Origin of the sequence: Saccharopolyspora phatthalungensis, from assembly GCF_014203395.1 — a bacterium.
GTDB lineage: Bacteria > Actinomycetota > Actinomycetes > Mycobacteriales > Pseudonocardiaceae > Saccharopolyspora > Saccharopolyspora phatthalungensis.
Genome location: NZ_JACHIW010000001.1, coordinates 5,072,209 through 5,098,545, shown reverse-complemented (window position 1 = coordinate 5,098,545; position 26,337 = coordinate 5,072,209). Strand labels below are relative to the sequence as shown.

Below are 26,337 nucleotides of genomic sequence, written 5' to 3'. Positions count from 1 at the left end.
TCCGGCTGTTTGGGAGTTCACTTTTGTGTCGCTGAGTTGTGCAGTTCCGGGTTCGCGGTGACGATCGAGGTCAATAGCTCGTTGACGACTTGGACGCGCCTGAGGCGGGCCAGTTCCTTGGGGACGACCAGCCAGTACGTGCGTTGTGCCGAGAAGTCCCCCGGTAGTAGCTCACGGAGGGTGGGCTCGTCGGCGGCGATGTAGGTGGGTAGCAGCCCGATTCCAAGACCGGCCTTCGTGGCTGTCAGGTGGCCGCTGATGTTGTTCGTCTGAATTGTCGCTTTGCAGTCTGGCAGCAGTTGGCTCAGCGTCTTCAGCGGTTGCACATCGAGAATCGAGTCGATGTACCAGATGAGTGTGTGGTTGCTCAGCTCGCGAATGGAGGTGACCGGCTCGTTTTCGGCGCAGTACTCGTGCGTCGCATACAGCTTCAGTGAGTATCCGGTCAGCCGTCTGATCGCGACGCTTCGCGAGGCTGGTCGTTCCAGGGTGACGGCCACATCGAAGTCGCCGGATCCCAGCAGGCTGTGCATGGTTGCCGTGGTCACCATCGTCGGGATGAGGCTCTCCCACTCGCCCCGGTCGACCCACCGTGAGAAGTGGCCACCGACAACGAGATCGGCAAATCCACGGCGTATGACTACCTGCACGGGGCATCACGGTCCTGGCTGCTCGCGCGCCGAAGCTGGAATCCGCACTGCTGGCCGCGAAAATGGCCGGACACGGCCATATCAGCATCGACAGCACGCTGATCGAAACCGACCGCTGCCGCACCCCCAGGACCCACCGCCGAGGTGGGTCTGTGGTGGCCAGGAAAACACGGCAACCACGGAGGGAATATCCAGGTCATCACCGCACCCGACGGCTGGCCACTCTGGACTTCCGAGGTGCGTCCCGGCCGCGAGCATGACACCACCGCGCTGCGCAGGCACACCGAGGTCCTGCCCGCACTGGCCGCCTGAACGACGCGGATCTACCCGTGTTCGGCGATCTCGGCTACGAAAGAGAAGCCGACACCGTCACCGTGGCCTTCAAGAAACCCAAAGGAGGCGAACTCGCCGACGAACAGAGGGACCACAACAAGGTCCACAACAGCAAACCGGCTATCGCTAAACGCGGAAACTCCCTGCTCAAGACCACATTCAAAGCCCTCCGTAACATCAGCCTGCCCCTGGAAAATCGGTACGATCGTCGCCGCAGCCCTCGTCCTCCTGCAGATCGACCACGCCCGCACCACGTGATCACCCCTGCAACAACCCATTACTCGGAAAGGCTCAGTGTCCAAGCACTGGCCGACCGCAACTGGCACTCCATCTGCGTCCCGGGGTTGACCCGCTGACCGAAGTCGCCGCCGGTCAGCTTTCGGATGATTCCGAACCGCATCAGATCGAATTGGAGCAGGAGCAGACTCCACTGTGGTCTGTTCCTCGGCGACGAAGCGATCTCGCCGATGGCTTTGGTGATGCACCCATCGACGGAGATGTCTTCCAGCAATAACCCGACGATGCGGTCGTAGGCCACCAGCACGATCTGTTTGAACTGGGCGAAGACACCAAGCGCCGGCACTCCGTTCAGCATCCCCGTCGCTGAGGTGTCCGATCCCGTCTGTCACGCTGGCGCGATCGGGTCGGTGTTGCTGGCCGACCACAGGACGTCGAACAGGTTGCCCTGCATCTCCGCGTACTCCGAGCTCTCGATTATGAGGGCGAAGTTCTCCTGTTTCGACGAGAGCATCGCCACCGCGTCTCTCCCGATGATCATGGTCATCGTGAAGATGTAGCCGTCAGGTGCGTACCGGGTTCGCCGGAAATCCTCGTCGCTGGACGGCCACCCGTGCGGATAGTCCTTCCCGGGCGACCGCACCACATGGAGCCAGAGCCGCCGCTCGCGGCGGCCCGCGATGTAGTCGCGCATCGCTGCGGCCCCAGGCACTGTCATCAGATCACGCATCGACAGCACACCACGCAGCGGCGAGGGCCAGTCAAGTGTCTCGAAGAGGGCGGTGCGGATGCCGACGGCGCCCTCGAGGTAGCGCGATCGAGGCGCGGCGCCCCCCTTGGCGTGCATGGCCCGAAGCTGCGGAACGAGACGCTCCAGCACTTGGCGGCGCTGATTCCAGTCATCCAGCAAATATTGCGGATCAGCGGCCCGCAACACTGTCCGACCTCGGCCTCCGCCCCCGCCGGGCACGGCAGGACCGCTTTCGATCAGGGACAGCATTCCCTTGTGGGCAAGCCGCTTGGCGATGTCGTAGGCGTTGGTCCGGCTGACTTCAGCAGCCTCGGCGGCCTGCGCGACGGTCGGTGCGTCCATGGTCAGGACTGCGAGATAGAACTTGGCGTCCTTGGGCTCGAGACCTGCATCGACGAGTTCGTTCCACATCAGCACTCCACTCCGTCCTGCTGCCTATCATTCGACTCTTGTGTTGTCGAAAATAGTCGACACTAACCTGTCCGCGCCACGGGTCGCGAATCTTCTCGCGAGCCTATTTACTCGGTTAACGAGCGGCTGTATCTTCGCCACACTCTAGTTCAGGTTTGGTCATTGTTGTCGAGCTCAGTCGACGATCACGCGTTCCGCGAGGGTAGGCGACAGCCGGCTCGCCCGAGACCGAGGAGTTTTCATGTCCGCGATCGACCTGCCGAGGGTCTCCGTGGCTGCCGTCCAGGCGGCACCCGTATTTCTCGACCGTCGCGCGACTCTCGACAAGCTGGATTCCCTCGTGCACGAAGCGGCAAGCCACGGGGCGCAGGTCGTGGTATTCGGGGAGACGTTCATCCCGGGCTTTCCGATCTGGAACGGGGTGCTACCTCCAGTTGACCAGCACAGCCTGCACCAACGACTGACCGAAGAGTCGATCGTGGTGCCAGGCCCCGAAACCGATCATCTGGGGCGCCTCGCCGCGCGGCATGGCGTCGTGCTATCCGTCGGCGTGAACGAGCGCAACCCAGTGAGCCTCGGCCAGCTCTGGAACAGCAACCTGATCTTCAACCAGGACGGGCAACTCGTGAACCATCGGCGCAAGCTGGTGGCCACCTGGTACGAGAGGTTGACCTGGTCCCACGGCGACGCCCACGACCTCGCTCCGGTGCCGCTCGACGGGCTCTACCTTGGGGCGCTCATCTGCGGCGAGAACACCAACACCCTGGCCCGTTTCACGTTGCTCGCGCAGGGAGAACGGCTGCACATCGCCACCTACCCGCCGAGTTGGCCTTTTGACCCGCGTGCCGATGGCGTCGAATACGACCTGGAGGACAGCATCCGCCTGCGCAGTGCCGCACATGCCTTCGAAGGCAAGGTGTTCAGCGTGGTCGCCGCGACGGCGCTAAGCGAGGACGCCGTCGATGCCGTCGCCAACGGCGACACCAGAGTGGAGAGGATGCTGACCGCACATCCGACGGCATCCATGATCGTTGACCCACATGGCCGTGCCATCGCAGGGCCGCTGCTGGGCACCGAAGGCATCCTCTATGCGGAGATCGACCTGCGCGACGAGATCGTCGCCAAGCAGGCACACGACATCGTCGGCACCTACAACCGCGCCGACATCTTCCAGCTGACAGTAGACACTCGCCGCCACACGCCCTTCCTGCAGCACAACGCGCATCCGACGCCAGACGTTATGCGCGGCAGCACCAGCAACCACGACGATGCCGCGAAGGACGGTGGCCACAATGAATGAGATGGTCGCAAGCGTTACGGATCTCCGGCATGGCGACGCCAAGCACGCCGACCCCGGTCGGCGCACGCTGCGAGCGGCAATGTTCGGCTTCTTCGTTGACATGTACGACGTCTACCTGCCGGTCGTCGCACTCGCACCAGCTGCCGGCTACTTCGCGCCCGCCGGAGCCAGTACAGTCGAGATGGCAACCCTGACCGCCGCCATCTTCGCGGTGTCCCTCATCGGCAGGCCCATCGGCGCCATCGTGTTCGGCGTGCTCGGCGATCGGGTCGGTCGCCGAAAGACCACAGTATTGGTGGCCGCCGGTTTCACGATCTGCACTGGGCTCATCGCGCTCCTGCCCGGGTACTCGACCATCGGCCTACTCGCACCCGTGTCGCTTGTGGCGTTGCGGTTACTCGACGGGATCTTCCTCGGCGGCGAGTACACGGCCGCGAACCCGCTCGCGATGGAGTACGCGCCCCGCGAGAAGCGCGGCGTCTACGGCTCACTGCTGAACGTCGGCTATCCAGCCGCGCTCGGCTCCATCACCGTCCTGACGATCGTGCTGCTTCAAATCCTGCCCTCTGATGGCGCCGATTCGGCCTACGCCGTCTGGGGTTGGCGCATCCCATTCGTTATCGGGTTCGTACTGTCGGGCGCGATCTTCCTCTACTACCTGCGCTCCGTACCGGAATCCGAGATCTGGACGAAAGCGGAGAAGCCAAAGAAACCATTGCGTATCTTGTTCGCCGGACGCAATCTACGACGCCTTGGCTTCGCCTTCCTCGTAGGATCGGGCGCCTGGCTCACCCTCGATGCCACGGTCGGCATCTTCGCAAGTCACTTCAAGAGCCTTGGGGCGAACCCTTCCGTAGTCAACACCGCCATCCTGATCTCAGCGCTCGTCGGCATCGGAATGTTCCCGTGGATCGGAGCGGCCGGTCAGCGCTATGGCCGTCGCCAGGTCTTCCTTGTACTCGGCGCGGTCAATCTTGTCGTGGCGCCGACTTTGCTGGGCCTGGCCGTCAGCGGAGCCAAGTCGACCACGATGGTCCTGCTCTGCGGGTGCATCGTGCTGCTCTCGACCCTGGCCGTGTGGTCAGTGATCTCCGCATACCTTATGGAGCTCTTCCCCACCGAGGTCCGTTCTTCCGGCTACGGCATCGCTTACAGCCTGCCCAGCGTGATCCCCGCGCTCTACCCGTACTACATGATCTGGCTATCCGGGATTATGCCCTACGGCTACACCCCGGTCGTGCTCCTGTCTGCCGGCGGACTGTTCCTCATGGTCGGTTCCTGGCTGAGCAGCGATCTCCGGCACATCGACCTGGAAAATGCCTGAGCGGCAACTGAATACGCCGTCGGCAACATCCTGCATCGACACGAAGTGCTGATGCGCCGCCGCAATGAACGCCCTGGGTTCGGTGATGGACAGTCCCGGAACCCCATCGCGGCGTGCATGGCAATGACTCCCTCCGTAGCCCAGTAAGATCGCGAGTGTCGGGATTACCGGGATGACGACACGGGGGCCAATTAATGTTCGTGAAGATCTGCGGCTTGAAGCAGGCAGAAGATGTCGAGTGTGCGGTCGAGGCGGGGGCCAATGCCGTGGGGTTCGTGCTGACCGAGAGTCCACGCCAGGTCAGGGTGGCCGATGTCGATCTGCTGGTGGACCTCGTCCCGCCCGGCGTTCTGGTGGTGGGTGTCTTCCAGGGGATGCCGATCGCACAGGTACGGGCGATCGTAGCGGGCTCGCGGATTCAGGCCGTCCAGCTGCACGGCGGATACGCCCAAGCGGACTTTGCCGAACTGAAGGACCTGCCGGTCCAGTTGATCCGGGCGACCTCGTTCGACGACGGCGAGCAGGCCCAGGTGGGCAGCCACGGCGAGGACTACCTGATCCTGGACTCCAAGCACGCTGGTTCCGGACAGACCTGGGACTGGTCTCCGCTGGCCCGCACTACGGTGGCCGGCCAGTGGATGCTCGCCGGGGGCTTGACGCCCGAGAACGTGGCCGAAGCGATCGCCGCGACGCGTCCGTGGGGAGTGGACGTGTCCAGCGGAGTCGAATCCACCCGGGGTGTCAAGGACACCGGCCGGATTCGCGAGTTTCTCGCCGCGGCACGGTTCTGCGCAGGCTGATCGCCAGATGGCGCAGCACGCCGAGGGCCTCCGCCAGCCAGGCACCTGATTCCTTGGCGTAGCCCAGCACGATGCCGGGCGGGCTGTCCGCCCGCTTCAGCCGGAACCGGCTGGCCCCGTGCAGCGCGATCCCCCGCAGCTCCGCTTGGTGCAGGAACTCCTCCTCGCACAGATCCTCAGGGAACCGCAGGTGTGCATGCAGTCCGGCGGCGACCCCGGTCAGCTGGATTTCGGGCAGCTTGTCGCTGTGGCCGTCGATCAAGTACTCGCGGATCAGGTTCCAGCGCTGTCGGTAGGATTCACGGACGCGCCGCAGGTGCTTGTCCTGCAAGCCCGACTGAACGAATTCGGCGTAGGCCAGCTGTTCCACGGTTCCGCTGCCCAGGTCGAAGGTCTCCCGGACAACCTGGAGCTCCCCGGAGATTGTCTTGGGAGCGGCCAGCCAGCCCATCCGCAGCCCGGGAGCGAGGGACTTGCTGGCCGTGCCGCCGTAGACGACCCGCTCCGGTGACAGACACTGCAGGCTGTGCGGCCTGCTGGAGTGGTCGTACCAGAATTCGCCGTCGTAGTCGTCCTCGATGATCCAGCCGTCGACGTGCTCGGCCCACTCCACCAGTGCCTGCCTGCGTTCGGCGGTTAGCACCACACCGGTGGGGAACTGGTGGGCCGGTGTGACGAGCACGGCGCGGACTCCGCTCCGGGCCAATGCCGCGACATTCAGGCCCTGCTCGTCGACGTTGATCGCCACCGTGCGCATGCCCAGGTTCTCCAGGTACAGGCGCTGACCAGGATGTCCTGGGTCCTCCAGCCCGATCTGGTCGATGCCCCGGCGCAACAGCAACCGGCAGACCAGGGTGAGGCCCTGGGCAAAGCCCGCGGTCATCATCACCTGCTCTGGATTGGTGCGCACCAACCGGACCCGGCCGAGATAGTTCGCCAGAGCCGCCCGGGCCGACGGCACCCCGGCGGGTGGCGGATAGTCCATGTCCCTGTCGGACATGCGGCGAATCACGGTGTTCATGCAGCTCATCCACTCCCGGCGCGGGAAGCTGCGGACATCCGCGCTGCCCGGTACCAGGTTCCAGCGTGTCCTTGGAGCCTTGGCGGTGGCTGTGGTCACCAGGGTCCGCGGCTCGTTTGCCGAGTGCTGGGACACCGTCGTGCCCGACCTGTTCCGCGACAGCAGCCAGCCTTCCGAGGTGAGCTGCTGGTAGGCCTCGACAACGACGGAGCGGGATACACCCAGGTCCCGGGCGAGCTGTCTGCTTGACGGCATTTTCGTGCCCGGCGGTAACGCCCCGTCGTTGATCAGATGGATGATCCGCTGCCGAATCTGCTCATTCAGTGCGAGGTTGGTGCGTCGATCGACATCCAGAGTCAGGACGACGGACACTACTGCGCTCCCCAGGTGGATGAAGCTTTCGCGAGCGGATTGAACTCTGTGCGGCTGCGGGGACTAACTTCCGTGGATGCCCCGAACCGCACGTTCGACCGCCTGCGTCACCTCACCTTCCTCGATGCCCGTCACAAGGCAGCCGAGCACAAGTACGTTGGTGGTCTCCTTCCCGACCGCCTGTTGCACCCCGTCCCGGTAGCTGAACAGCGACAACACCCGCTCGTCATCGGCCAGCACCAGCCTTCCCGGCTCGAGGTTTTCGGCCTGCTCCGCACCCAGGGCATGGAACGGCTCTCGCTCGCCGGTGAGGCGCAGCCGCACCGGTCCGTGTACCTGATCGGCGTCGAAGACCCCCAGGGCGATCATGGTGGCCACCGCGGTGGCGTTGAGTAGGTCCACAATGGGATTGATCCGCAGCCAGCCGCCGAGCGGCTTGTTCCGCAGGCCCCGGTCGATCAACGCCTGGATGGAGGGCGCCTGGCGATCCGGGTCGATGCCGAGCCGGGTGCTGAACTGACGGTAGGCCGACACGTTCGGATGCCTGCGGATTTCACCGCGACTGACGCCGGACCAGCGTTCGTGTTCGGTGGCCCAGAGCTGGTCGGCCGCCGCCTGGATCTCCTCGGGCGGGCTGGCGGTGGTGGCGGCGCACAGCACCCGGACATCCGGGAAGCGTGCCGCCACCTCGGGCGCGACGTGGATGGGTTCGATCATTGGCTACCCCTTTGGACATGGATTGCGTCACCTGGCCGCAGGTCTAGGTCGGCGGCGGTGACCAGTGCCGGCACCTCGATGAGAACGTTGTAGTGATTGGGGAAATGGCATTCGTCAAAACCGATGATCTTACCGAGTCGTTGATCACCTCCCAACCACACTTCGTCCCCGCGTTCCAGCACCGTCGCCTGGAGGAACTCGGCGAACCCCAAGAATCCGACGTTGTCCACCCGCTCGCCCTCCCGGACCGGCCGATCCGTGGTGGTGACTAGCTCGTGGATCTCCCCAGCGGACACGCAGCGGGAACCCCAGGGCGACAGCTTCATGCCCCGGTCGTCCCGGGTGTGGAAGAGCAACTTGACCATTGCCGCGGAGCAGTCCTTCTTGGCGACCATCCGCTGCCGGGTCTCTTTTGTCCTGGCTACCTTGTAGGCGTGGGCGACCAGGGCTACCACGTCCGGCCCTGGGTCCCGGTAGGTCCGGCCCTCGGCGACGGCCTCTCGGAACGCGGTCAGGATGCCGCTGTACTCGTGTTCCAGCGAGGATTTGAACTCTGTGTACCCGGCGAGCAGGTCCGCGCCGAGCACGGTGCCGTCGTGCAGGTGCACCTCGATGTCTTTGACCTCACCGGTTGGCAGCGCCCAGTCCAGTTCCACCCGGACCGCGACCCCGCTGGCGCTACGCAGATCCAGTTCGGCGTAGAACTCGTTGCCGGATCGCACGTCCCCGATGGTGGCGTCCACCAACCGCAGGTCGCCCAACAAGTACCGGACGGCGTCCAAGGCGTTGGGCCCGTTGTCGATCACACATCCCCCACCACAGCGGGCGAGGTCGAGGTACCAGGCGTCGCCGCCGGTGTGTTCCTCGATGTTCTCCTGGTATCGATGTACGACATGGGCGATCCGGCTGTGGTCGGCGGGCAACCTCGCGGCCAAGTCGAGCAGATGCCGGTTGTAGCGCCGGTGGAAGGCGGTGAAAAGCACTGTCTCTGACCGGTTTGCGACGTCCACCATCCTGGCCGCCTCTTCGACGGTGACGGCCATCGGTTTCTCGCAGCACACGGCCACGCCCTTGGCCAGTGCCGCGCAGGCGACCTCGGCGTGCAGGTCGTTCGGCAGTGTGATCACGACTCCGTCGATGAGCCCGGAGTCGAGCAGCTCGCGGTAGTCGGTGAAGGTCGCCACCCCATTTTGGCGCCACGACATGAGTTTCATGTCATCCAGGTCGCAGACGGCCGCCAGGGTCAGGGTCGGGTCCCGGTCGATGGCGGATACGAAATACGGCGCGATGGCGCCGAGTCCGATAACGGCGAGTTTCATGCCGCCGCCACCGAGACGAGCCCGGCCGGCTCGGCGACGGACAGCTCTGCGGCGAGGGCCCGCAGCCTGGTGGCCACGGCGTCCGGCAGTTCGACGCCCTCGGCCAGCGACCGGGCCGCCCGCGCGGCTTCCGGGGCACCGGGGTAGGTGACCGGCCGGCCGTCCACCGCTGGCGGGCAGGCGCGGACGGTGCTCAGCAGTTCGTCCATCCCGGAGGTGAAGGCGGATGCGGTGCCGAACGCGGCCGGGTCGATGGCGATGGCCACATGCCCGACATTGCTGTCGGCCTGCGGCATTCCGCCCCCCAAAACCTGACGGTTCGGCCCGAAGGCGGCACCGGCCAGCGGGCCGCACAGGATGTCCACCAGCAGCCCCAGCCCGAATCCCTTGGCCCCGCCGGTGGCCAGCGGACCGCCCAGCCAGGCCACGTCGGCGGTGCCTTCGTAGTAGCGGGCCGGGTTGGTGACCACCGCCCCGTTCCGGCTGTAGAGCCAGCCGGGCGGCACGTCTTCCCCGCGCAGCTGGGCGGCCTGGATCTTGCCCGTGGCCACCACCGTGGTGCTCATGTCCAGCACGAACGGCGGGTGCTCACCGGAGGGAACGGCGGCCGACAGCGGGTTAGTGCCCAGCATCCGCAGCGCGCCCCCCAGCGGCGGGGCCACCCCCTGCGGGCCGCAGTTGGTCAGGGCCATACCGATCAGGCCCTGCTCGGTGAGCCGCTGCGCGTAGAACCCCGCGCTGCCGAAGTGGTTGCTGCCGCGCACAGCGACCATGCCGATGCCCTGGGTCCTGGCCTTGCGCCCGGCGAGGTCGGTGGCCGCGGTCATGGCGAGCAGCCCCAGTCCCCCATTGCCGTCGACCACGGCGACCGCGCCGGTGTCACTGACCACCTCGGGCCGGGCGGCCGCGGCGATCCGGCCGTCGCGCAGCCGGGGTGCGTAGATGTTGGCCAGCGCGTTGGTTCCGTGCGTGGTGAAGCCGTGCTCGTCGGCATAACAGACCACGTCCGCTGCGGTCCGCGCCGATTCCGGGTCCAAGCCGCAGGCCCGGAACACCTCCACCACGAACCCGCGCAGGCTCGCTGCCTTGATGTGGACGGTCATGTGGTTCCCTCCAGTTCGGTGTTACGTACGTGCGCGCCGAAAGCCAGCACCAGATCACGGCAGTGATCCGCATACCGACTGAGTTCGCCGAGTGCAACGTGTTCGTCGGGGGTGTGCGCCCCGTTGGCGTCCAGGTCACCAGGACCGCAGGCCGCGACGTAGCGCCCCGGGGCCGGCGCCCAGATGGCGTCGCAGGTGAAGGCCGACCCGTCGGCGATGGCGTCGTGGCGCGGGAAGCCGGCCGTGCCCAGCAATGCCTCCATCTCCGGGTCCCGGTTGGCCAGGGCGGGCAGACCGCGCTTGAGCCAGGTCAGCCGCACAGTCGTCGACCAGTCGGCGAGCAGCCTGCATGTCACCGGGTTGTCCCGGAAGCGAGCGGCGAACTCTTCCCCGGCGTTGTCGGCTACTCGCTGCACCTCGGCGGCCAGCGCGGTGGCCGACTGCTCGTCGTAGTAGGCGATGTTCAGCCGCAACTCGCCGCTGCCATAGACCCGGTTGTGTTCGGTGCCGCTGTGTACCCCGGCCACACAGACCTTCGCGCCGAGCTTCTCCGCGAGCGGCCCCAACTCCTCGGCCAGCCGGCAGGCCAGGAACCCCAGGGCGACGGTGGCGTTGTGCCCGCGCGCAGGATGGTCATCGGTGCTGTCCTCACCGTGCACCGACAGCATGGGGGTCATCGCGGCGCTACAGGCGTCGAAGACCCGGCCGCCGGTGGGTTCGGCGAATAGCATCAGCCGGCCCACACACCCGGATTCGACGAGCCAGCGGGTACCGTAGACCCCCATCGCGCCGCCTTCCTCGCCGGGCACGCTGGCCACCTGCACCTCGATGTGCTCGGCCAGCCACGGCGCCCGGTCGAAGGCGGCGGTGATCCCGGCCAGCGCGGCCACCCCGGGGCCCTTGTCATCGACGGCGCCGCGCCCCCGAAGCACCTCCCCGTCCAGGCGAGGTGGCACATGCGGGCCCACGGTGTCCATATGGAAGTTGAGGACGATCCGCCGCGCCACCGGTTGCGGACCGCCGAACCCCACCACCACCGACGGCTGCGCGGCCAGCAACTCCGCCGTGGCCACCGCGCGTACCTGCTGCGGCAGATCCGCGCGCAGCACATCGGCCAGCGGTGGGTGATCGTGGCGCCGGACCTGCCATCCCCGGGCCAGCGCCCCCTCGATGAACGACTGCTGCGCGGTGACGAACCCGCTGAGGTCACCGCCTTCCAACGGGCTAACCGTCGGGATCGCCATCAACTCGAGCAACCAGTCCAGATCCTTGCCATTCATGCCGTCGCCACCTTTTCCAGGCGGCGGACGTAGTCGATGTACCCCGCCGTCATCAGCTCCGGATCCCCGGTGACACCCAGGTGCGGGATCTTCGCGATGTGCGGTTCCACGCTGTACCAGCCCTGATAGCCGGACTCGCGCAGCACCCGCAGGCAGTCGGTCAGTTGCGCCTGGCCCTGGCCAGGCCAGCCGAACACCGCCCTGCCCTGCTCGGTGTGGCCGTCCTTGACGTGCACGTGGTCGACGTAGGGCAGCACGTCTCGTAGGAAGGGCAGCGAGGGGTAGCCGTAGGCGATCCCGTTGCCGATGTCGAACAACAGCCGCAGACCGTCCACTTCGGACAAAAGTTCTAGGGAGCGTGCCGCGCTGCTCCCCGCCCACCCGTTGCAGTTCTCGTGCAGCAGCGTCACATTCAGCTCGGCGGCCAACTCGGCGAGCAGACGCACCTTGCGGATGGCCTCCGCCCGCCACTGCGCCGCACCGCGACCGTCGTTCGGGTAGGACATGATCCGCAGCCTGCGGCAGTCGAATCGGGCGGCGTTGCGGGCTGCCCGGCGTAGTACGTCGGCCTCGGACTCGTCGGACACGCCGACGGTGACCGCCCAGCTGCCCAGCGGAGTGGCCACCACGGGCACCGTAAGACCGGCCGCCTCCACCGCCTCCGCGGCGGCATCCGCCTGGGCGTCGCTCAGTTCGTGGATCCCCACTCCGTCGATGGTGCGCAGTTCCAGGCCGGTCAGCCCGAGCTCACGGTGCACCGCGATTTGCCGCAGCAGGCCCGGCGCCGCCTCGTCCCCGATGCCACAGAGACGTTCGATCACGCGCCACCGCCGTAAAACGCCTGGATCGCGTCGCAGACCCGATCGATGTCGTCGCGGCCCAGGTCCGGCCGCAACGGCAGCGCGAGAACCTCCTGCGCCAGCCGTTCGGCCACCGGGAACTCGCCCTGCCGGTGCCCCAGGCCCCCGAATACCGGCTGTAGGTGCAGCGGCATCGGGTAGTAGATCATCGTCTCGATGCCCCGCTCAGCAAGGTGCTCCCGCAACGCGGTACGCGACCGGGCACGGACCACGAACGTGTAGACAGCCCGTCCGGTGTAGTCCTGCGGCGGCAGCACCAGATCCGGGGCCAGCGAGTTGAGCCGTTCGGTATACCAGCCCGCCCGTTCCCGCCGGGCTTCCAGCACCTGCTGATGCCGAGGAAGAACGTGCAGCAGGTACCCGGCACTGAGCTCATCCATCCTGCAGTTGAAGCCGACCAGCTCGTGCAGGAATCGCTGGCCGGGTCGCTGACCGTGGTTGCGCAGCACCCGCGCCCTCAGTGCCAGGTCATCGTCGTCGGTGACGACCATGCCCGCGTCCCCGATCCCGCCGAGTGGCTTGCCGGGGAAGAAGGAGAACACCCCGGCGTCGCCGTGTTTCCCAGCCGGAACACCGCCGACGACGGCACCGAAACTGACCGCGCTGTCCTCAATGAGCCGCAACCCCCGGCCGTCCGCGATCTCCCGCAGCGTGGGCATGTCGGCCATGCAGGAGAACAGGTGCGCGGGCAGCAGCGCGGCCGTGGACGGGCTGATCGCCGCGCGCGCGGCAGCCGGGTCCAGGGTGAAAGTGCGTTCGTCCACATCGGCGAACGCCGGCCGGGCACCGGCCAGGGCGATGGTGCTCGCCGAGGAGATGAAGGAGAACGCGGGCGTCACCACCTCATCGCCGTTGCCGATCCCCAGTGCGGCCAGGATCAACGTCAGCGCACCCGTCCCGCTAGCACAGGCCACTGCGTGCCGCGCCCCCAGTGCGGCGGCGATCTCCTGCTCCAGCGCGGCGACCTTGGACTTCAGGATGAACTCGCCGGACTCGCCGACCTCCCGCACGAGATCGACGACGAGGTCAGCCTCTGCGGCGTAGCGCTGCGGCCAGCCGTGAAACGACACCGCACTCATCGCGTGCCCCCCTGGTGAAAATCGGTGATCAGCGCGCAGACACGGTCGACCTGAGCGTCGGTGAGGTCCGGATACAACGGCAGACCCACCGCACGCCTGCTGGCGACGGTCGCGACAGGTGTGGGCAGGCTCGCTCCCGGCAAATCCCGCAACGCGGGCTGCTCGGACAGCGACCGCGGGTAGTACACCTCGGTGCCGACCCCATGCGCGTCGAGGTGCTCGACCAACGCGTCACGCCGGTCAGACTCGATCAGGTACACGTACCAGACCTGGTTGCTGGGCGACTTCGCCGGAGCCAGCCACGGAGTGTCCACCACTGCCGCCAGCCGCTCGGTGTAGCGGGCAGCGAGCGCGGCCCGGCGTTCGATCTCCGCGTCCAGAGTTTCCAGGCGGCTGAGCAACACCGCGGCCTGCAACTCGTCGCACCGGCTGTTCCAGCCCAGCACCTCGTAGACATACGCCCCGTCGGTGGCCTGGCCGTGGCACCGCCTCCGGCGTACCTCGGCGGCCAGCTCGGCATCATCGGTGATCAGCATGCCGGCATCCCCGATGCCGCCAAGGGTCTTCGTCGGGAAGAAGGACAGCACGCCTGCCCGGCCCCACAGGCCCGCGTGCCTGCCGTTGACCCACATCCCGATCGCTTCCGCGCTGTCCTCCAGTAGCCGAAGGCCGTGCTGGGCGGCCAGTTCAGTCAACGCGACCAGGTCGGCGGTCTGGCTGAACATGTGCGCGGGCATGATCGCCTTGGTACGCGGGCCGATCGCGGCAGCCGCCCGTTCCGGATCCATCGCGTAGGACCCGGGCAGCACGTCCACGATCACCGGCTCGGCGCCGACCCGCAGCACCGAGGACACGGTGGCAAAGAAGGTGTAGGCGGGCACGATCACCTCGTCGCCGGGGCCTATGCCGGCCGCCTTCAGCATGAGTATCAGCGCGTCGGTGCCGTTGTTGCAGGCCACGGCATGCTTGGCACCGGTGTAGGCGGCGATGGCCGTCTCCAGCTCCGCGACCATCGGACCGGAGGTGAACCGCCCGCTGTCGGCCACCGCCCGCACTCGCCGCTCAAGCGATTCCCAATTGCGGCGCACCGAATCGGCGCAGGAATAGAAAGGGATCGGTATCAACACGCCACGGTTCTCCTTGAGCTCGACATGGCCGCTGCCCGTTCCAGCAGGGCGATTACGCTGACGTGATCGGATAGCGGGGCCAGTGGCGGTGGCCCCACCCCGGCGGCGTGCGCGTAAACACGCTCGATGAACTGGGTCAGCGGGGCGTCCACAAGCACTTCGCGGTCCTCCCCCACCACGCGGACCTGCCCGAAGTCATCCTCGGAACCCACCGGATAGTCGGCGACGATCTCCCCGGCCGTGCCGGTCAGCCGCAGTCTGCGGATCCGCACGGGCGAGGTCAGGTCGCTGACCAGGGTGCTGGTCGCCCCGCTGGCGTGGCGCAGCACCATCACCGCCCCGCCCAGCGGGCTGCACAGTGGACTGTCCCAGGCTCGGGCCTCCACCAGCTCCTCCACCGCGCCCGCGAGGTGCAGCGCGAGTAACACCTGGTGCGGCAGCTCGACCTCGAACGCGCTGCGGTGGCCGCAGTGGCGCATACTGCGCCGGAACCTTGGCTTGCTCTGCTCGAAGTGCAGCTCGGTCAGCTCGCCGATCCGGCCTGCGGCGAGCAGCTCCCGCACCCGCTCGGTGATGCGGCTGGCCGGCCACACGCTGACAGGCGCGACATCGGCTCTGCTGGTCAGCTGGGCGAGCTCCACCGCCTCGTCGAAGGTTGCGGTGATGGGTTTCTCCAAGATCACCCGGCTGGCCCCGGCCGTGAGCAGCGCCCTGGTGACCGGCAGGTGCTGGTCGACCGGGGTCAGCACGTGGAAGATCCCCGCGCTTGCATCCGACAGCTCCGCCAGGGCACTGGGCAGGTCCGGCAGCCAGCGCGTGCCGGGCGCCAGCCGGTCCGGGCGCAGGGGGTCGACCACCAGCACGTTCTCAGCCAGGCCGAGGGTGCGCAGACTGCGGTGGTGCAGGTCCCGGCCCGCGTGCCCGTATCCGATCAGGACCGGTCGCAACACACTCATAGGCCCGCTGCCTTCAGCTCACCGACCAGCCGGGTCACCGCCGCGCGCCGCCCTTCGGCGTTCCCAGTGGCCGCGATCTCCCGCAATAGCGCACTGCCGACGATGACGCCGTCGGTGAGTCCCCGCAGCGCCGCCACATGCCGTGGGTGGGAGATACCGAAGCCCACGGCCAACGCGGCGTCGGTGGCCGCGCGCACCCTCGCGAGATAGGCGGGTAGCCGCTCGTCGAGGTCCTCGCGTGCCCCGGTCACCCCGTCGGTGGCCAGGCAGTACAGGAATCCGCCGGTCGCCGCCCCGGCTGCGGCAAGCCGCTGTGGGCTGCTGCCCGGGGCCGCGAAAAACACCAGGTCGACGCCTGAGGCGGTCGCCTGCTCGATCCACTTCTCGGTAAACCCGGCGGCGTCGGGCGGCAGGTCCGGCACGATGAAGCCGTCCACTCCCGCCTCGGCGGCGTCGGCGAACAGCTGTTTCACCCCATAACGCAGGAACGGGTTGAGATACCCCATCAGCGCGATCGGAGTGGTCACCCCCGCCGCCCTGGTTGCCGAGACCTGCTCCAGGGTGCCCGTCAGGGTCATACCCCCGGCCAGTGCGACCTGGCTCGCCTCCTGGATGACCCGGCCATCGCCCATCGGGTCGGAGAAGGGCACGCCGAACTCGATGACATCGGCACCGCCGTCCACCGCCGCCCGGACCAGGTCGACCGTCTCTGTCGTGTTCGGGTAACCCGAGGTCAGGTACGGCACCAGCGCGAGTTCGCCCCGGCTGCGGGCGGTGGCGAACGCTTCAGCGATCCTGGACATGGGGCTCTCCGTCTTTCCTGGCCGCCAGGGCCTCGAACGCGCTGCTCAGATCCTTGTCTCCACGGCCGGACAGGTTCACCAGCACCTGCGCGTCGGCGGGCAGATCTGCCAGGATCGTGGGCAGCGCGGCGATCGCGTGAGCCGATTCCAGCGCGGGGATGATGCCCTCAGTCGCGCTCAGTGCCGCGAAGGCGTCGAGGGCCTGCGCGTCGGTGACGACGAGGTAGGACACCCGGCCGAGGTCACGCAGGTGGCAGTGTTCGGGTCCCGCTCCCGCGTAGTCCAGGCCTGGCGCGATGCTGTGGGTGGGCTGGATCTGGCCGTCCTCGTCCTGGATCAGGTCGGTGCGAGTGCCATGCAGCACGCCGGGCTCCCCGTACAGCAGTGGCGCTGCATGCCTGCCCAGCCAGGTCGTGCCTTCGCCGGCGGCCTGGACTCCGTACAGTGGCACAGGATCGTCGAGGAACGCGCTGAAGATGCCGAGCGAGTTGCTGCCACCGCCCACGCAGGCCACCACCGCGTCGGGCAGCCGCCCGATCTCCGCCAGAATCTGGGCCCTGGCTTCGCGGCCGATCACAGACTGGAAGTCCCGCACGATCGTCGGATACGGGTGCGGGCCGATGACCGAGCCGAGTAGGTAGTGAGTGTCGGCGGGATGGGCCAGCCAGTCCCGGATCGCTTCGCTGACAGCGTCTTTGAGGGTGGCGCTACCCGCGTCGACCAGCACGACATTGGCCCCCAGCAGCCGCATGCGCTGCAGATTCGGTTCCTGACGTTTGGCGTCCACACTGCCCTGGAAGATCGTGCAGTCCAGGCCCAGGTGCGCACAGACGGCGGCCACGGCCACCCCGTGTTGCCCGGCTCCGGTCTCCGCGATGATCCGGCGCTTGCCCATCCGCTGGGCCAGCAAGGCCTGCCCGATGACATTGTTGATCTTGTGAGCGCCGGTGTGGATCAGGTCCTCCCGCTTAAGCCACACCGTGGCCTCGCGCTCGCGGTGCAGGCGGCGCAGCCGCGTGATCGGCGTGGACCGTCCGACGAACCCGCGCAGCAGATCGTCGATCTCCGCCTGATACGCAGGATCCTGTTTCGCCGCCTGGTATTCGGCCTCGACCTGGTCCAGCGGGCCGACCAGGGTCTCCGGGACGAACTGGCCCCCGTACTCACCGAACATGCCGGTCATCGGCGCACCCCCGCCAACTCACCGAGGGTCTGTGCCAGGTCGGCGCTGGCCAGCAGCGTCTCACCGACCAGGATCGCGTCGAAACCGGCCTCCGCCAGCAGCTTCACGTCGTCGGCGGACCCGATGCCACTCTCGCTGACCGTCACGACCTCCTCGGGCAGCAAGCGCCGCAGCCGCACCGAGTTCTCCAGGTCGACCTGGAAGGTACGTAGGTCGCGGTTGTTGATGCCGACGATCCGGGCACCGACCTCCAATGCCCGGCCGATCTCCTCCTCGGTGAAGGTCTCCACAAGCACGTCCAGCCCAAGCTCGGTTGCCGTCTGGAACAGCTCGCGGAACCCGGCGTCATCCAGCGCCCTAACGATGATCAGCACGGCGTCGGCGCCACTGCGCGCGGCCAGTTCGGCCTGCCGTGGATCGACCAGGAAGTCCTTGTACATCACCGGAACCGTGACCTGTTCGTCGGTTGCGATCTGCGATACCAGCGCCGGTGATCCACCGAAGAACCGGTCGTCGGCCAGCACAGAGATCGCCCCGGCACCGAACGCGGCGTAGTCACGCGCCAACGCCAGGCCCCGCTCCGCACTCCACAGCGCTCCCTTGGACGGAGACTTGGGCTTGACCTCGGCGATCACCGTGACGGTGTCTTTGCGCAGGGCCTCGCGCAGCGCGCCCGGGCGCACCGGCACGGGTCGCCGCTGCGGCACCCCGGCCGTCAGCGCGGTGTCGTTGTGCCACACCGCCCGTTTGTGAACGAGGATCTCATCCAGGTACATCAGCCTTGACCTTCCGATTCGTGAGGGCCGTGGTCAGGTCGGCCAGCAGCCGCGCTGCCGCACCGCCGATGACGGCTTCGCGGACGCGGTCGAGTTGCCGGGCGATCTCCCCCACCCGGTCCACGGTGTTCAACTCGGCGGCCAGCAGGGCCGCCGCGTTCAGTGCGCAGGTTTCCACCAGTCCCGGCGCGGCCGTCCCGCGCAGGACCGCGCGAGCGATCGCCGCGTTGTCCTCGGGTCCGCCACCCGCCAGTTCCTCCGGCAGGGCGCGGCGCACCCCCAGGTCCGCCGGGTCCAGCGTGAAGGTCTCGGTGGCGTCCTCAGCCACCACGATGACCTTCGTCGGGACCAAGGTGCTCAGCTCGTCCATCCCGTTGTGGGCCCGGACCAGCCAGGCCGGGCACATCCCGAGCCTGGCCGCAGCCTCGGCCATGACCTCCTGGTCACGTTCCTTGGCCACGCCGATGATCCGGGCACCGGTGGCCACCGGGTTGGTCAGCGGGCCGGACAGGTTGAACAGAGTCGGGAACCCGAGCCGCCTGCGCAGCGCGGCGAGCCTGGTCACCGCAGGATTCACTGCGGAGGTCAGCACGAAGGCGAACCCGGGGTCTCGCAGCGCGTGGGCGATGCCCTGCGGCCCGGGATCCACCGGCACCCCGAGGGCCTCCAGCAGGTCGGCACTGCCGCACCGGCTGGTGGCCGCGCGGTTGCCCGCCTTGGCAACCGTCGCGCCAGAGGCCACGGCCAGAAGTGCCGCCAGCGTGGAGATGTTGACCGACGCGGATCCGTCACCTCCGGTGCCGACGAGGTCGCAGGCCCGGCCGTCGTACGGCACACGGACGGCAGCCGAGAGCACAGCCCTGGCGAGCGCTTCGACATCCTCGGCGGTCGCCCCGGCCTGTGCCTTGGCGGTCAGGTACGCCGCCACATCGACCTGTTCGGCCTCCGGGTCGAGGAGCAGGGTGGCGGCTGTGACCGGGTCTCCCGCCCTGCCGGCCGCCACCTCCCTGGTCAGTTTGGCCAGCTCGGTCACAGGTGCACGACCCCGTCACCGGCCTGCACGATGTGCCAGCAGTCCAGCAGCATCGGCGCGGCGTACCACAGCGGTCGCCGCATAATTTCCTCGTGCGGAGTGGTCAGCACCAGGCAGTCGGCGGCCGAGACCGATTCCCGGCTCCAGTCGACGTAGGGCACCACCTCGTTATCCACTTGCAGTTCCGGCACCATCGGGTCGGTGTAGGACACCTTTGCGTCCGCAGCCCGCAACGCCCGGATGAGGTCGATTGCGGGCGCGTTGCGAGTGTCGGCGACACCCGGCTTGTAGGCCACACCCACCACGAGGACATGGCTGCCCGCCAAGTCGGTGCCCCGTGCACGCAGCAGTTCATTGAGTCGTTCCGCCACGGTCAACGGCCGGGCCCGGATGCGCCGGTAGGCCGAGCAGATCATCGGTAGGTCCACGCCGGCCTTGTCGGCGACCGAGGTGAGGAACATCGGGTCCACGGCGATGCACTCGCCGCCAACTCCCGGTCCGGCCCGGTGGGCCAGGAAGCTGTACGGCTTGGTCGACGCCGCGTCGATCACCTCGTTGACCGGAATGGACATGCTTGCGCAGAGATCGGCCAATTCGTAGGTCAGCGCGATGTTGACCATGCGGAAGGTGTTCTCGAAGACCTTCGCCGTCTCGGCGACCTCCAACGTGGACACCGGCACCACATGTTCGATGACCTGGGCGAACAACTCTGTGGCCGCGGAGGTGCAGGCCGGCGTCAGGCCACCGACGAGCTTGGGTGTGTTCGCCAAGTTCCACCCGGCCTTGTTGGCTGGGTCGATCCGTTCCGGCGCGTGGGCCAGATGGAAGTCCTTGCCGGGCAGCAGACCGGAGCGGTCGGCCAGTCGTTGCGCGAGGGCCCTGGTGGTTCCCGGCGGGACGGTCGACTGCAAGACGATCAGGCAGCGGGGCTTCATCCGGGGCCCGACGGTGTCGATCACCGAGAACACCGCGGAAAGATCTGGAGCCCCGTGAGCGTCCAACGGCGTCGGAACACAGATCACGACCGAATCGGACATGCTCAGCTTGTCCGGGTCGGTGGTGGCGTGGAGCCGATCACTGGCCGCGGCCAGTTCAGCGTCGGTGACGTCGGGCAAATAGGACTGTGCTGAAGTGATGGCAGCGATCTTGTCCGGATCATTGTCCAGACAGATCACTGACAGACCGGTGCGAGCGAAACCGAGCGCCAAGGGCAACCCGGTGTAGCCGACGCCGACCACGGCAACTCGTGCCTGCGATTGAGCATGACGTACGGAATTAGTGCGCATCAACGGTAATTCCCCCATGCGGATGATGCCCCGGACAGCCCACGTCTTGCGCCGGAGCACCTAATTGTTGTCACCACCCCATTTATCGGTGACACGACTAGGATTACCGCCTCGGTGTCCTTCGCACCAGACCAGTTTAGAAGTCCGCGACCGGACCAGTTCCGGAACATACCTGGCCCACCAAGTCAGCCAGCCGCGTCAGTGCAGCGGATTTGAGCGAGGCGAAGCCGATGACCAGGCCACTTGTCCGCCCCGACACGCCACCCAGACGGCATTCAGCTAGGCCTTGGACCGCGAATCCGTCGGCCCGCAGCACCGACAGAACTACACGTTCGTGTGCCGGTGACGGCACCTCCGCAAGCAGGTGCAAACCACTGCTGTCACCGCATACCACAACATTTGGCGCTTTGTTCGCCAATTCAACTATCAGTTCTCTACGTCGGGCATGGTAAGTGCGACGCATCTGCCTGACATGCTTGTCGTACGTTCCACTACGCAGCAAATGAGCGAGCGCCAATTGGTCGACCGTCTGCCCTGCGAGATTGGTGATCACCCGCCGTTCGACGAGGCGTTCCTGCAGCGCCCGCGGACCGATCAGCCAGCCCAGCCGCAGCGCCGGGGCGAGGGTCTTGCTCACCGAGCCGAGCAGAACGGTGACGTCCGAGGCGAGTCCCTGAAGGCACCCCACCGGCTCCCGGTCGAACCGGAACGAACCGTCGTAGTCATCCTCGATCAGCACCAGATCGTGCCGCCGGGCGAGCTCGATCAAGGCCCTGCGGCGTTCCGGGCTCAGCACCACCCCCGTCGGATACTGGTGTGCCGGGGTGAGGAAAATGGCACCGAGTCGCTCTGGGGACTTGATCCGGGCCACGTCCATGCCCGCCTCGTCCACCGGGATGCCCACCACCTCCAAGCCGCGCCGGGCGAGCAGGTCACGGGCACCCGGGCTGGCCGGGTCCTCCACCGCCACGGTGGCCCGACCGGAGTCCAGCAGGACGTCCGCCAGCAGGGCCAGCCCTTCGGCCACCCCGTTGATGATCAGTATTCCGTCGGCCTCGGCGACAGCACTCCGGGTGCGCCGCAGGTGCCCGGCTAGTTCGGTCCGCAGCCCACTGTGCCCGCGGGGGTCGCCGTAGCCAAGGTCCGCGGAGCCCATGGAGCTCAGCGCGTGCCGATAGGCGGCGAGCCACCGGCTCCGCGGGAAGTCCCCCAGATCCGGCAGGCCCGGCCGGGCCACGGGCGCGGGCGCCGAGGGCGGCGGGCCCGGCGGTGTCTCGATCGCAGTGCCGACCCAGGTCCCCGCCCCCTGTCTGGCGTCCAGGAAGCCCTCGGTGATCAACTGGTCGTACGCGGTGACCACCACACCCCGGGAGACTCGCAGGGCCGCGGCGACCGACCGACTAGGGGGCAGGCCGGTGCCCGAGGGCAACCCACCACCGCGGATCAACTCGCGCAGGCTGCCCGCCAGCCGGGTACTCAACCGCCCAGTACCGGGCGGCGGCCACGTCAGGGCGGCACGCAGTTCCTCGGCCGAGCAGTGCCCGATTGGCCCACGAAACCGGGGTGGTGATTGGTCCTTGTTGCGAGCCATTTACGCACCATACGTTGCCAGCATGGTTAAGGGCAGTGTCTGCGCCTTCCTGGCGATGATCATGGTGGGCAGCTCGGTCGCGGTCATGGGAATGCTCCGCGACTTCCCGGTGTATGCCGGCCAGGCGTTCCGGTTCACTTTGGCGGCCGCCCTGCTGCTGGTCGTGCTGCGGGTGCGCACCCAGCGTTCCGCGTCGACGGCCAGCACCGTGACACCCCGGCAGTGGGTGCGGATCGGGCTGCTCGCCGCGATCGGTATGGTCGGCTTCAACGTGGCCATCGCCGCGGCCGAACAAGACACCGATCCGGCACTGGTGGGGGTGATCGTCGGCTGCGCCCCGATCGTGATCGCGCTGATCACGCCACTGATGGCGCGCAGGCCACCCAGCTACCGGATGATCCTGGCTGGCATCGTGGTCGCCGCCGGAGCGGCGTCCGCGCAGGGCCTGGGATCAACGGGAAGCGCCACAGGCATCCTGCTATCCATCGGCGCCATGGCCGGTGAGGTCGTGTTCGCGCTGGTGGCTGCCCCGATCCTGAGCGATCTAGGCGCGTTGCGGGTGTCTACCTACGCCTGCGTCCTGGCCGTGCCGCTGTGTCTGCTCGGCATGCTGATTACCGGCGAGTTCCGGCTGCCGGACACCGAGCAGTTGCTTGCCCTGGCATGGCTCGGGGCGGTCGTCACCGCCTGCGCCTACGTACTGTGGTTCACCGCCGTCGGCACCATCGGAGCGGAGCGGGCAGGCCTGTTCCCCAGTGTCGTGCCGATCAGCGCCGTCGCAGTGACCGCCCTGCTCGGCACCGGCACCCCCACCTGGGGGCACGTGGCTGGCGCCATAGTGGTCCTGGTCGGCCTGCTCATCGGGCTCACCTCGCGGACGAAGTCCGACGTCATCGTCGCCGAGGTCGACAAGCCTACTGATCAGATGCCACAACACTGACCGAGGAAATTCTCGGCGTCGTGGCTGTTCCCGTGCACCGGTTGTTCCTGGTTCTCAGCCAACTCGGCCGGGCCCCAGGCTGTCGACCGGGTCGCGCTCCAGATCCGAAGCGTAACGGCGAGAAACCCCGCACAGAAATCGGGCGGACTTGTGCTTGTCGCGGGCCCCGATGATGGTGTGGTTGAGTTCGACGCTCATCGTTACCATCCTTCCGGGTTTTCCTGTGGTGCCGCTGGATTCCGGGCGAACGCCGGCGGCGCTCCGATCGGACTCAGCTGGATTCCGGCCAGCAGCCACCGGCCGTCGCGGCGGATCGCGACGTGGGTGGAGCGGAACTCGCCGTCGACGCGATTCCCCTGGTACGACGCCTTCTGCGCGTGCACGCCGACGACGACCGCGCAGTCGCCGTAGTCGCGCACCTCGGCGTCGTGCCAGTCGAGCGACTCCGTGACGAGATCTCCCGTGCGGTAGCGCTCCACCCACTGCGGCCTGTTCAGCACGAATCCCAGCGGCCCGACCAGCACGAAATCTTCGGTGGCCAGCGCGGCCAGGGCGTCGGCGTCACCGCGCTCCTCGGCCTCCACCCAACGCTGTTCGAGCTGACGCACCTGATCCTCAGTGGACATTTCTCCTCCTCGTGGTTCTTATTCTCTGAACTCGTTTTGCGTGGCCGTGCAAGTAGCGGCCCCCTGCGGGAGTTACGGTCGCCGTCTGGACTCTGGGATCCCCGACTCATGGATGACCAGGTTCAGAAACAGGCATTGAGGCGAAAGCACTGGTGTGGGTGCGGACCCATTGCGCGAAGGTGTTCGGCTGCCGACCGAGAAGCCTTGGCATGTCCGGCAGAACATGGGCACCTATGTCGGTCTTGAGGGTTTGCTCGATGACCTCGTCGACAACCGCCGACGGCATTGCGGAGGCGAGCAGTCCGGCCTTCGCCTCCTCCGTGGAGAGCTCGATCGGCCGGAACCGCCGCCCGAGCATTTCCCCTAGGATTTCGAGTTCCTCGACCGGCGTCAGCACCTGTGGCCCGGAGAGCTGGTAGGCGGCGTTGCGGTGCTCATCGGTGGTGAGCGCGGTGACGGCGATCGCGGCGATGTCGGCGGGGTCGATCGACGCCGCCGGCCTGGTCGCGAACGGGATGCGCACCTCGTCACCGCGCCGGATCATGGGCGCCCAGTGCAGCGCGTTGGACATGAACCGCCCCGGCCGCAGGATCGTGTAGTCGATCCCGGTGCCGATCACGGCATCTTCGGCCTCGGAGTGCCAGCGGTAGATCGCGTTGTCGCCGCCACCGCCACCGGCGCCGTAGACCGAAAGCTTCACGACCTTCGCGGCACCGGCGCGGCGTGCGGCCTCGGCGAGGTTGATGTCGTGCGTCGGGCGCGGCGCAGAGCCGGTTTGCTGCGCGGTCATGAGGAAAGCGCGGTCTGCGCCGTGGAACGCGTCGTCGAGGCTGGCGGGGTCGGCGGCATCGCCGTAAACCACCTCGACGCCGTCTGGCATGCGCGCTTCACGAGGTCGGCGGGTCATCGCGCGTACCGGGTGCCCGGAAGCCGCCAGCATGGCGACCACCTCCGCACCGACATTGCCGTTCGCGCCGGTTACCAAGATCATTTCGACAATCTCCCTTGCTGCCGCTTGGGTGCTTTGGCGTTGATGAGGACGGCGGTGACCAGCGCGCCGGTGGCGAAGGCCAGCGCCGCCCAGAAGGCGGCAGCGGTGTAGCCGGCAACGAGCGCGTCGGCATGCGCCACGGCCGCGACCCCGGTAGCGATGGCGTTCAGGACGGCCACCCCGATCGACCCGCCGACCTGCTGCGCCGTGTTGACGACGGCGGCAGCGACCCCCGCGTCACGCGGATTGACCTGTTGGGTCGCCACGCTCATCGCGGACGGGAACACGCACCCCATCCCGAGACCCAGCAGGATTTCGGCGGGCAGCACGTCAGTGGCGTAGGCACCGGTCGAGCTCAGACCGGTCAGCAGTCCGAGCGCCGCGGCGGCAACCAGCAAGCCGGAGGCGATCAGAGCCCGAGGGGGCAGGTGGGCTTGCAGCCGGGCGGCGAGTTGCGAACTTGCGAGCACCGCGGCCGACAGCGGCAGGAACGCGAGGCCGGCCTGGACCGGCAGGTAGCCGAGCACCGTCTGCAGGTAGTACGTCAGGAACAAGAACATGCCGAGCATTCCGGCTACGCTGAAGGCGACGGCCAGATAAGCGCCGACACGGTTGCGGCTGCGGAGGATTCGCAGCGGTAGCAACGGCTCCGGCACGCGCGCCTCCCAAACCGCGAACGCGGCGAGGAGCACAAGCCCGACACCGAGCAGCACAGTGTTCTGCGTGCATCCGAAGACAATCGAGGTCATGCCGCCGATCGCGAGCAGCCCGCCCGGGAGGTCCAGCCGCGTCCGGCGAGTCGGCCCCGAACCGCCGAGCACGTACCGGACGCCGACGGCGGCGACCACGGCGATCGGCGCGTTGACGTACATGCACGCCCGCCACGTGAGGTCTTCGGCCAGAACGCCTCCCAGCACCAGTCCCAGGGCCCCACCACTGCCCGCGATCGCACCGAAGATCGCGAACGCCTTGGACCGCTCCTTCGGCTCCGTGAAGGTGGTCGCGATCAGCGACAGCACCGTCGGAGCCAGGAGCGCGGCGAATGCGCCTTGCAGCCCGCGGGCCGCAACCAGCACTCCGAAGTTCGTCGCGAAGCCGCCCAGCATCGAGGCCGCGGCGAAGCCGAGCAGGCCGACGGGCAGCGCACGAGCCCGTCCGAGGTGATCGGCGAGGCGGCCACCCAGCAGCAGCAGGCCTCCGAACGCCAGCGTGTAAGCGATGATCACCCACTGCCGGTGCTCGTCGGAGAAACCGAGGTCCGCCTGCGCGGATGGCAATGCGATGTTGGTGACGGTGGCGTCGAGCGCGATCATCAGCTGCGCCACGGCGATGAAGGCGAGCGCGATCCAGCGGCGGCTGTCCGCGGCTCCCGTGGCCGCGATCGGCTCGGCGGAACGTGCAGGCGATTCCTTCTCGGTCATGAGATGCCCCAGTCCTGTGCGGCGACTGCGGCTAACGATAGGCATCT

26 protein-coding genes and 1 pseudogene are annotated in these 26,337 nt (G+C 67.5%); 5 read left to right on the top strand and 22 right to left on the bottom strand.

All coding sequences use genetic code 11. The features are described from left to right. Positions 1 to 17: 17 nt before the first annotated feature. Positions 18 to 551, bottom strand: a complete 534-nt coding sequence (locus BJ970_RS23405) for a substrate-binding domain-containing protein (RefSeq protein WP_184728232.1) — start codon at positions 549 to 551, stop codon at positions 18 to 20. Between the two features lie 45 nt (positions 552 to 596). On the opposite strand from BJ970_RS23405, the pseudogene BJ970_RS23400 reads away from it, so the two are divergent. Continuing rightward, positions 597 to 1,241: pseudogene (locus BJ970_RS23400) on the top strand (transposase family protein); the annotation flags it as partial. A gap of 19 nt (positions 1,242 to 1,260) precedes the next feature. Here BJ970_RS23400 and BJ970_RS40130 read toward each other — a convergent pair. Together BJ970_RS40130 and BJ970_RS23390 are read right to left on the bottom strand one after the other, a co-directional pair. After that, the gene (locus BJ970_RS40130) at positions 1,261 to 1,566 is read right to left on the bottom strand and encodes a hypothetical protein (protein WP_184728231.1); all 306 of its coding nucleotides are present in this window, start codon (positions 1,564 to 1,566) and stop codon (positions 1,261 to 1,263) included. A 42-nt stretch (positions 1,567 to 1,608) separates the two neighbouring features. Continuing rightward, the gene (locus tag BJ970_RS23390) at positions 1,609 to 2,382 is read right to left on the bottom strand and encodes a helix-turn-helix domain-containing protein (RefSeq protein ID WP_184728230.1); all 774 of its coding nucleotides are present in this window, start codon (positions 2,380 to 2,382) and stop codon (positions 1,609 to 1,611) included. A 241-nt stretch (positions 2,383 to 2,623) separates the two neighbouring features. Here BJ970_RS23390 and BJ970_RS23385 point away from each other — a divergent pair, with 241 nt between their 5' ends. The 3 genes from BJ970_RS23385 to BJ970_RS23375 all read left to right on the top strand — a co-directional run bounded on the left by BJ970_RS23385 (position 2,624) and on the right by BJ970_RS23375 (position 5,806). After that, positions 2,624 to 3,682: a carbon-nitrogen hydrolase family protein gene (locus BJ970_RS23385; protein ID WP_184728229.1), complete on the top strand. Its 1,059-nt coding sequence runs from the start codon at positions 2,624 to 2,626 to the stop codon at positions 3,680 to 3,682. Continuing rightward, complete coding sequence (locus BJ970_RS23380) at positions 3,675 to 5,006, top strand: MFS transporter (RefSeq protein ID WP_221467286.1); 1,332 nt, start codon at positions 3,675 to 3,677, stop codon at positions 5,004 to 5,006. The genes BJ970_RS23385 and BJ970_RS23380 overlap by 8 nt, the downstream gene beginning before the upstream one ends. A 215-nt stretch (positions 5,007 to 5,221) precedes the next feature. Beyond that, complete coding sequence (locus tag BJ970_RS23375) at positions 5,222 to 5,806, top strand: phosphoribosylanthranilate isomerase (RefSeq protein ID WP_312864366.1); 585 nt, start codon at positions 5,222 to 5,224, stop codon at positions 5,804 to 5,806. Here the strand turns inward: BJ970_RS23375 and pdxR (BJ970_RS23370) are convergent. The 15 genes from pdxR (BJ970_RS23370) to pdxR (BJ970_RS23300) form a co-directional block, all read right to left on the bottom strand. Then, the gene (pdxR, locus tag BJ970_RS23370; RefSeq protein ID WP_184728227.1) at positions 5,748 to 7,199 is read right to left on the bottom strand and encodes a MocR-like pyridoxine biosynthesis transcription factor PdxR; all 1,452 of its coding nucleotides are present in this window, start codon (positions 7,197 to 7,199) and stop codon (positions 5,748 to 5,750) included. The genes BJ970_RS23375 and pdxR (BJ970_RS23370) overlap by 59 nt on opposite strands. Before the next feature lie 63 nt (positions 7,200 to 7,262). After that, a complete protein-coding gene (locus tag BJ970_RS23365; protein WP_184728226.1) occupies positions 7,263 to 7,916 on the bottom strand; it encodes a B3/B4 domain-containing protein in 654 nt (217 codons plus the stop codon). Continuing rightward, positions 7,913 to 9,235 (bottom strand): Gfo/Idh/MocA family protein, encoded by a 1,323-nt coding sequence (locus tag BJ970_RS23360; RefSeq protein ID WP_184728225.1) that lies wholly within the window; start codon positions 9,233 to 9,235, stop codon positions 7,913 to 7,915. The genes BJ970_RS23365 and BJ970_RS23360 overlap by 4 nt, the downstream gene beginning before the upstream one ends. Then, positions 9,232 to 10,338 (bottom strand): Ldh family oxidoreductase, encoded by a 1,107-nt coding sequence (locus BJ970_RS23355; RefSeq protein ID WP_184728224.1) that lies wholly within the window; start codon positions 10,336 to 10,338, stop codon positions 9,232 to 9,234. The genes BJ970_RS23360 and BJ970_RS23355 overlap by 4 nt, the downstream gene beginning before the upstream one ends. After that, positions 10,335 to 11,618: a M20 family metallopeptidase gene (locus tag BJ970_RS23350; protein ID WP_184728223.1), complete on the bottom strand. Its 1,284-nt coding sequence runs from the start codon at positions 11,616 to 11,618 to the stop codon at positions 10,335 to 10,337. Before BJ970_RS23350 ends, BJ970_RS23355 begins: the two co-directional genes overlap by 4 nt. Beyond that, the gene (locus BJ970_RS23345; RefSeq protein WP_184728222.1) at positions 11,615 to 12,439 is read right to left on the bottom strand and encodes a sugar phosphate isomerase/epimerase family protein; all 825 of its coding nucleotides are present in this window, start codon (positions 12,437 to 12,439) and stop codon (positions 11,615 to 11,617) included. Before BJ970_RS23345 ends, BJ970_RS23350 begins: the two co-directional genes overlap by 4 nt. Further along, positions 12,436 to 13,557, bottom strand: a complete 1,122-nt coding sequence (locus tag BJ970_RS23340; RefSeq protein ID WP_184728221.1) for a DegT/DnrJ/EryC1/StrS family aminotransferase — start codon at positions 13,555 to 13,557, stop codon at positions 12,436 to 12,438. Before BJ970_RS23340 ends, BJ970_RS23345 begins: the two co-directional genes overlap by 4 nt. Then, positions 13,554 to 14,684, bottom strand: a complete 1,131-nt coding sequence (locus BJ970_RS23335) for a DegT/DnrJ/EryC1/StrS family aminotransferase (protein ID WP_184728220.1) — start codon at positions 14,682 to 14,684, stop codon at positions 13,554 to 13,556. Before BJ970_RS23335 ends, BJ970_RS23340 begins: the two co-directional genes overlap by 4 nt. Beyond that, entirely contained in the window at positions 14,678 to 15,640 is a 963-nt protein-coding gene (locus tag BJ970_RS23330; RefSeq protein ID WP_184728219.1) for a Gfo/Idh/MocA family protein, read from the bottom strand. The genes BJ970_RS23335 and BJ970_RS23330 overlap by 7 nt, the downstream gene beginning before the upstream one ends. Beyond that, a complete protein-coding gene (gene trpA / locus BJ970_RS23325; RefSeq protein ID WP_184728218.1) occupies positions 15,637 to 16,443 on the bottom strand; it encodes a tryptophan synthase subunit alpha in 807 nt (268 codons plus the stop codon). Before trpA ends, BJ970_RS23330 begins: the two co-directional genes overlap by 4 nt. Further along, positions 16,427 to 17,626: a tryptophan synthase subunit beta gene (trpB, locus tag BJ970_RS23320; protein WP_184728217.1), complete on the bottom strand. Its 1,200-nt coding sequence runs from the start codon at positions 17,624 to 17,626 to the stop codon at positions 16,427 to 16,429. The genes trpA and trpB overlap by 17 nt, the downstream gene beginning before the upstream one ends. After that, the gene (locus tag BJ970_RS23315) at positions 17,623 to 18,402 is read right to left on the bottom strand and encodes an indole-3-glycerol phosphate synthase TrpC (RefSeq protein ID WP_184728216.1); all 780 of its coding nucleotides are present in this window, start codon (positions 18,400 to 18,402) and stop codon (positions 17,623 to 17,625) included. The genes trpB and BJ970_RS23315 overlap by 4 nt, the downstream gene beginning before the upstream one ends. Further along, on the bottom strand, positions 18,389 to 19,435 hold the full coding sequence (gene trpD, locus BJ970_RS23310; protein WP_184728215.1) for an anthranilate phosphoribosyltransferase: 1,047 nt from the start codon (positions 19,433 to 19,435) through the stop codon (positions 18,389 to 18,391). The genes BJ970_RS23315 and trpD overlap by 14 nt, the downstream gene beginning before the upstream one ends. Then, the gene (locus tag BJ970_RS23305; RefSeq protein WP_184728214.1) at positions 19,432 to 20,721 is read right to left on the bottom strand and encodes a nucleotide sugar dehydrogenase; all 1,290 of its coding nucleotides are present in this window, start codon (positions 20,719 to 20,721) and stop codon (positions 19,432 to 19,434) included. Before BJ970_RS23305 ends, trpD begins: the two co-directional genes overlap by 4 nt. 136 nt (positions 20,722 to 20,857) lie before the next feature. After that, positions 20,858 to 22,312 carry a MocR-like pyridoxine biosynthesis transcription factor PdxR gene (gene pdxR / locus BJ970_RS23300; protein WP_184728213.1) on the bottom strand — a complete coding sequence of 485 codons (1,455 nt, stop codon included), beginning with the start codon at positions 22,310 to 22,312 and terminating at the stop codon, positions 20,858 to 20,860. Between the two features lie 22 nt (positions 22,313 to 22,334). Here pdxR (BJ970_RS23300) and BJ970_RS23295 point away from each other — a divergent pair, with 22 nt between their 5' ends. Then, on the top strand, positions 22,335 to 23,252 hold the full coding sequence (locus BJ970_RS23295; protein WP_184728212.1) for a DMT family transporter: 918 nt from the start codon (positions 22,335 to 22,337) through the stop codon (positions 23,250 to 23,252). 54 nt (positions 23,253 to 23,306) lie between these two features. Here the strand turns inward: BJ970_RS23295 and BJ970_RS23290 are convergent, their stop codons facing one another. From BJ970_RS23290 to BJ970_RS23275, 4 genes are all read right to left on the bottom strand, one after another. Next, entirely contained in the window at positions 23,307 to 23,450 is a 144-nt protein-coding gene (locus BJ970_RS23290; protein ID WP_184728211.1) for a hypothetical protein, read from the bottom strand. Between the two features lie 2 nt (positions 23,451 to 23,452). Beyond that, entirely contained in the window at positions 23,453 to 23,878 is a 426-nt protein-coding gene (locus tag BJ970_RS23285) for a nuclear transport factor 2 family protein (RefSeq protein WP_184728210.1), read from the bottom strand. Positions 23,879 to 23,984: 106 nt separating this feature from the next. Then, positions 23,985 to 24,869, bottom strand: a complete 885-nt coding sequence (locus BJ970_RS23280; RefSeq protein ID WP_184728209.1) for an NAD(P)H-binding protein — start codon at positions 24,867 to 24,869, stop codon at positions 23,985 to 23,987. Next, positions 24,866 to 26,290: an MFS transporter gene (locus BJ970_RS23275; RefSeq protein ID WP_184728208.1), complete on the bottom strand. Its 1,425-nt coding sequence runs from the start codon at positions 26,288 to 26,290 to the stop codon at positions 24,866 to 24,868. Before BJ970_RS23275 ends, BJ970_RS23280 begins: the two co-directional genes overlap by 4 nt. Positions 26,291 to 26,337 lie beyond the last annotated feature (47 nt).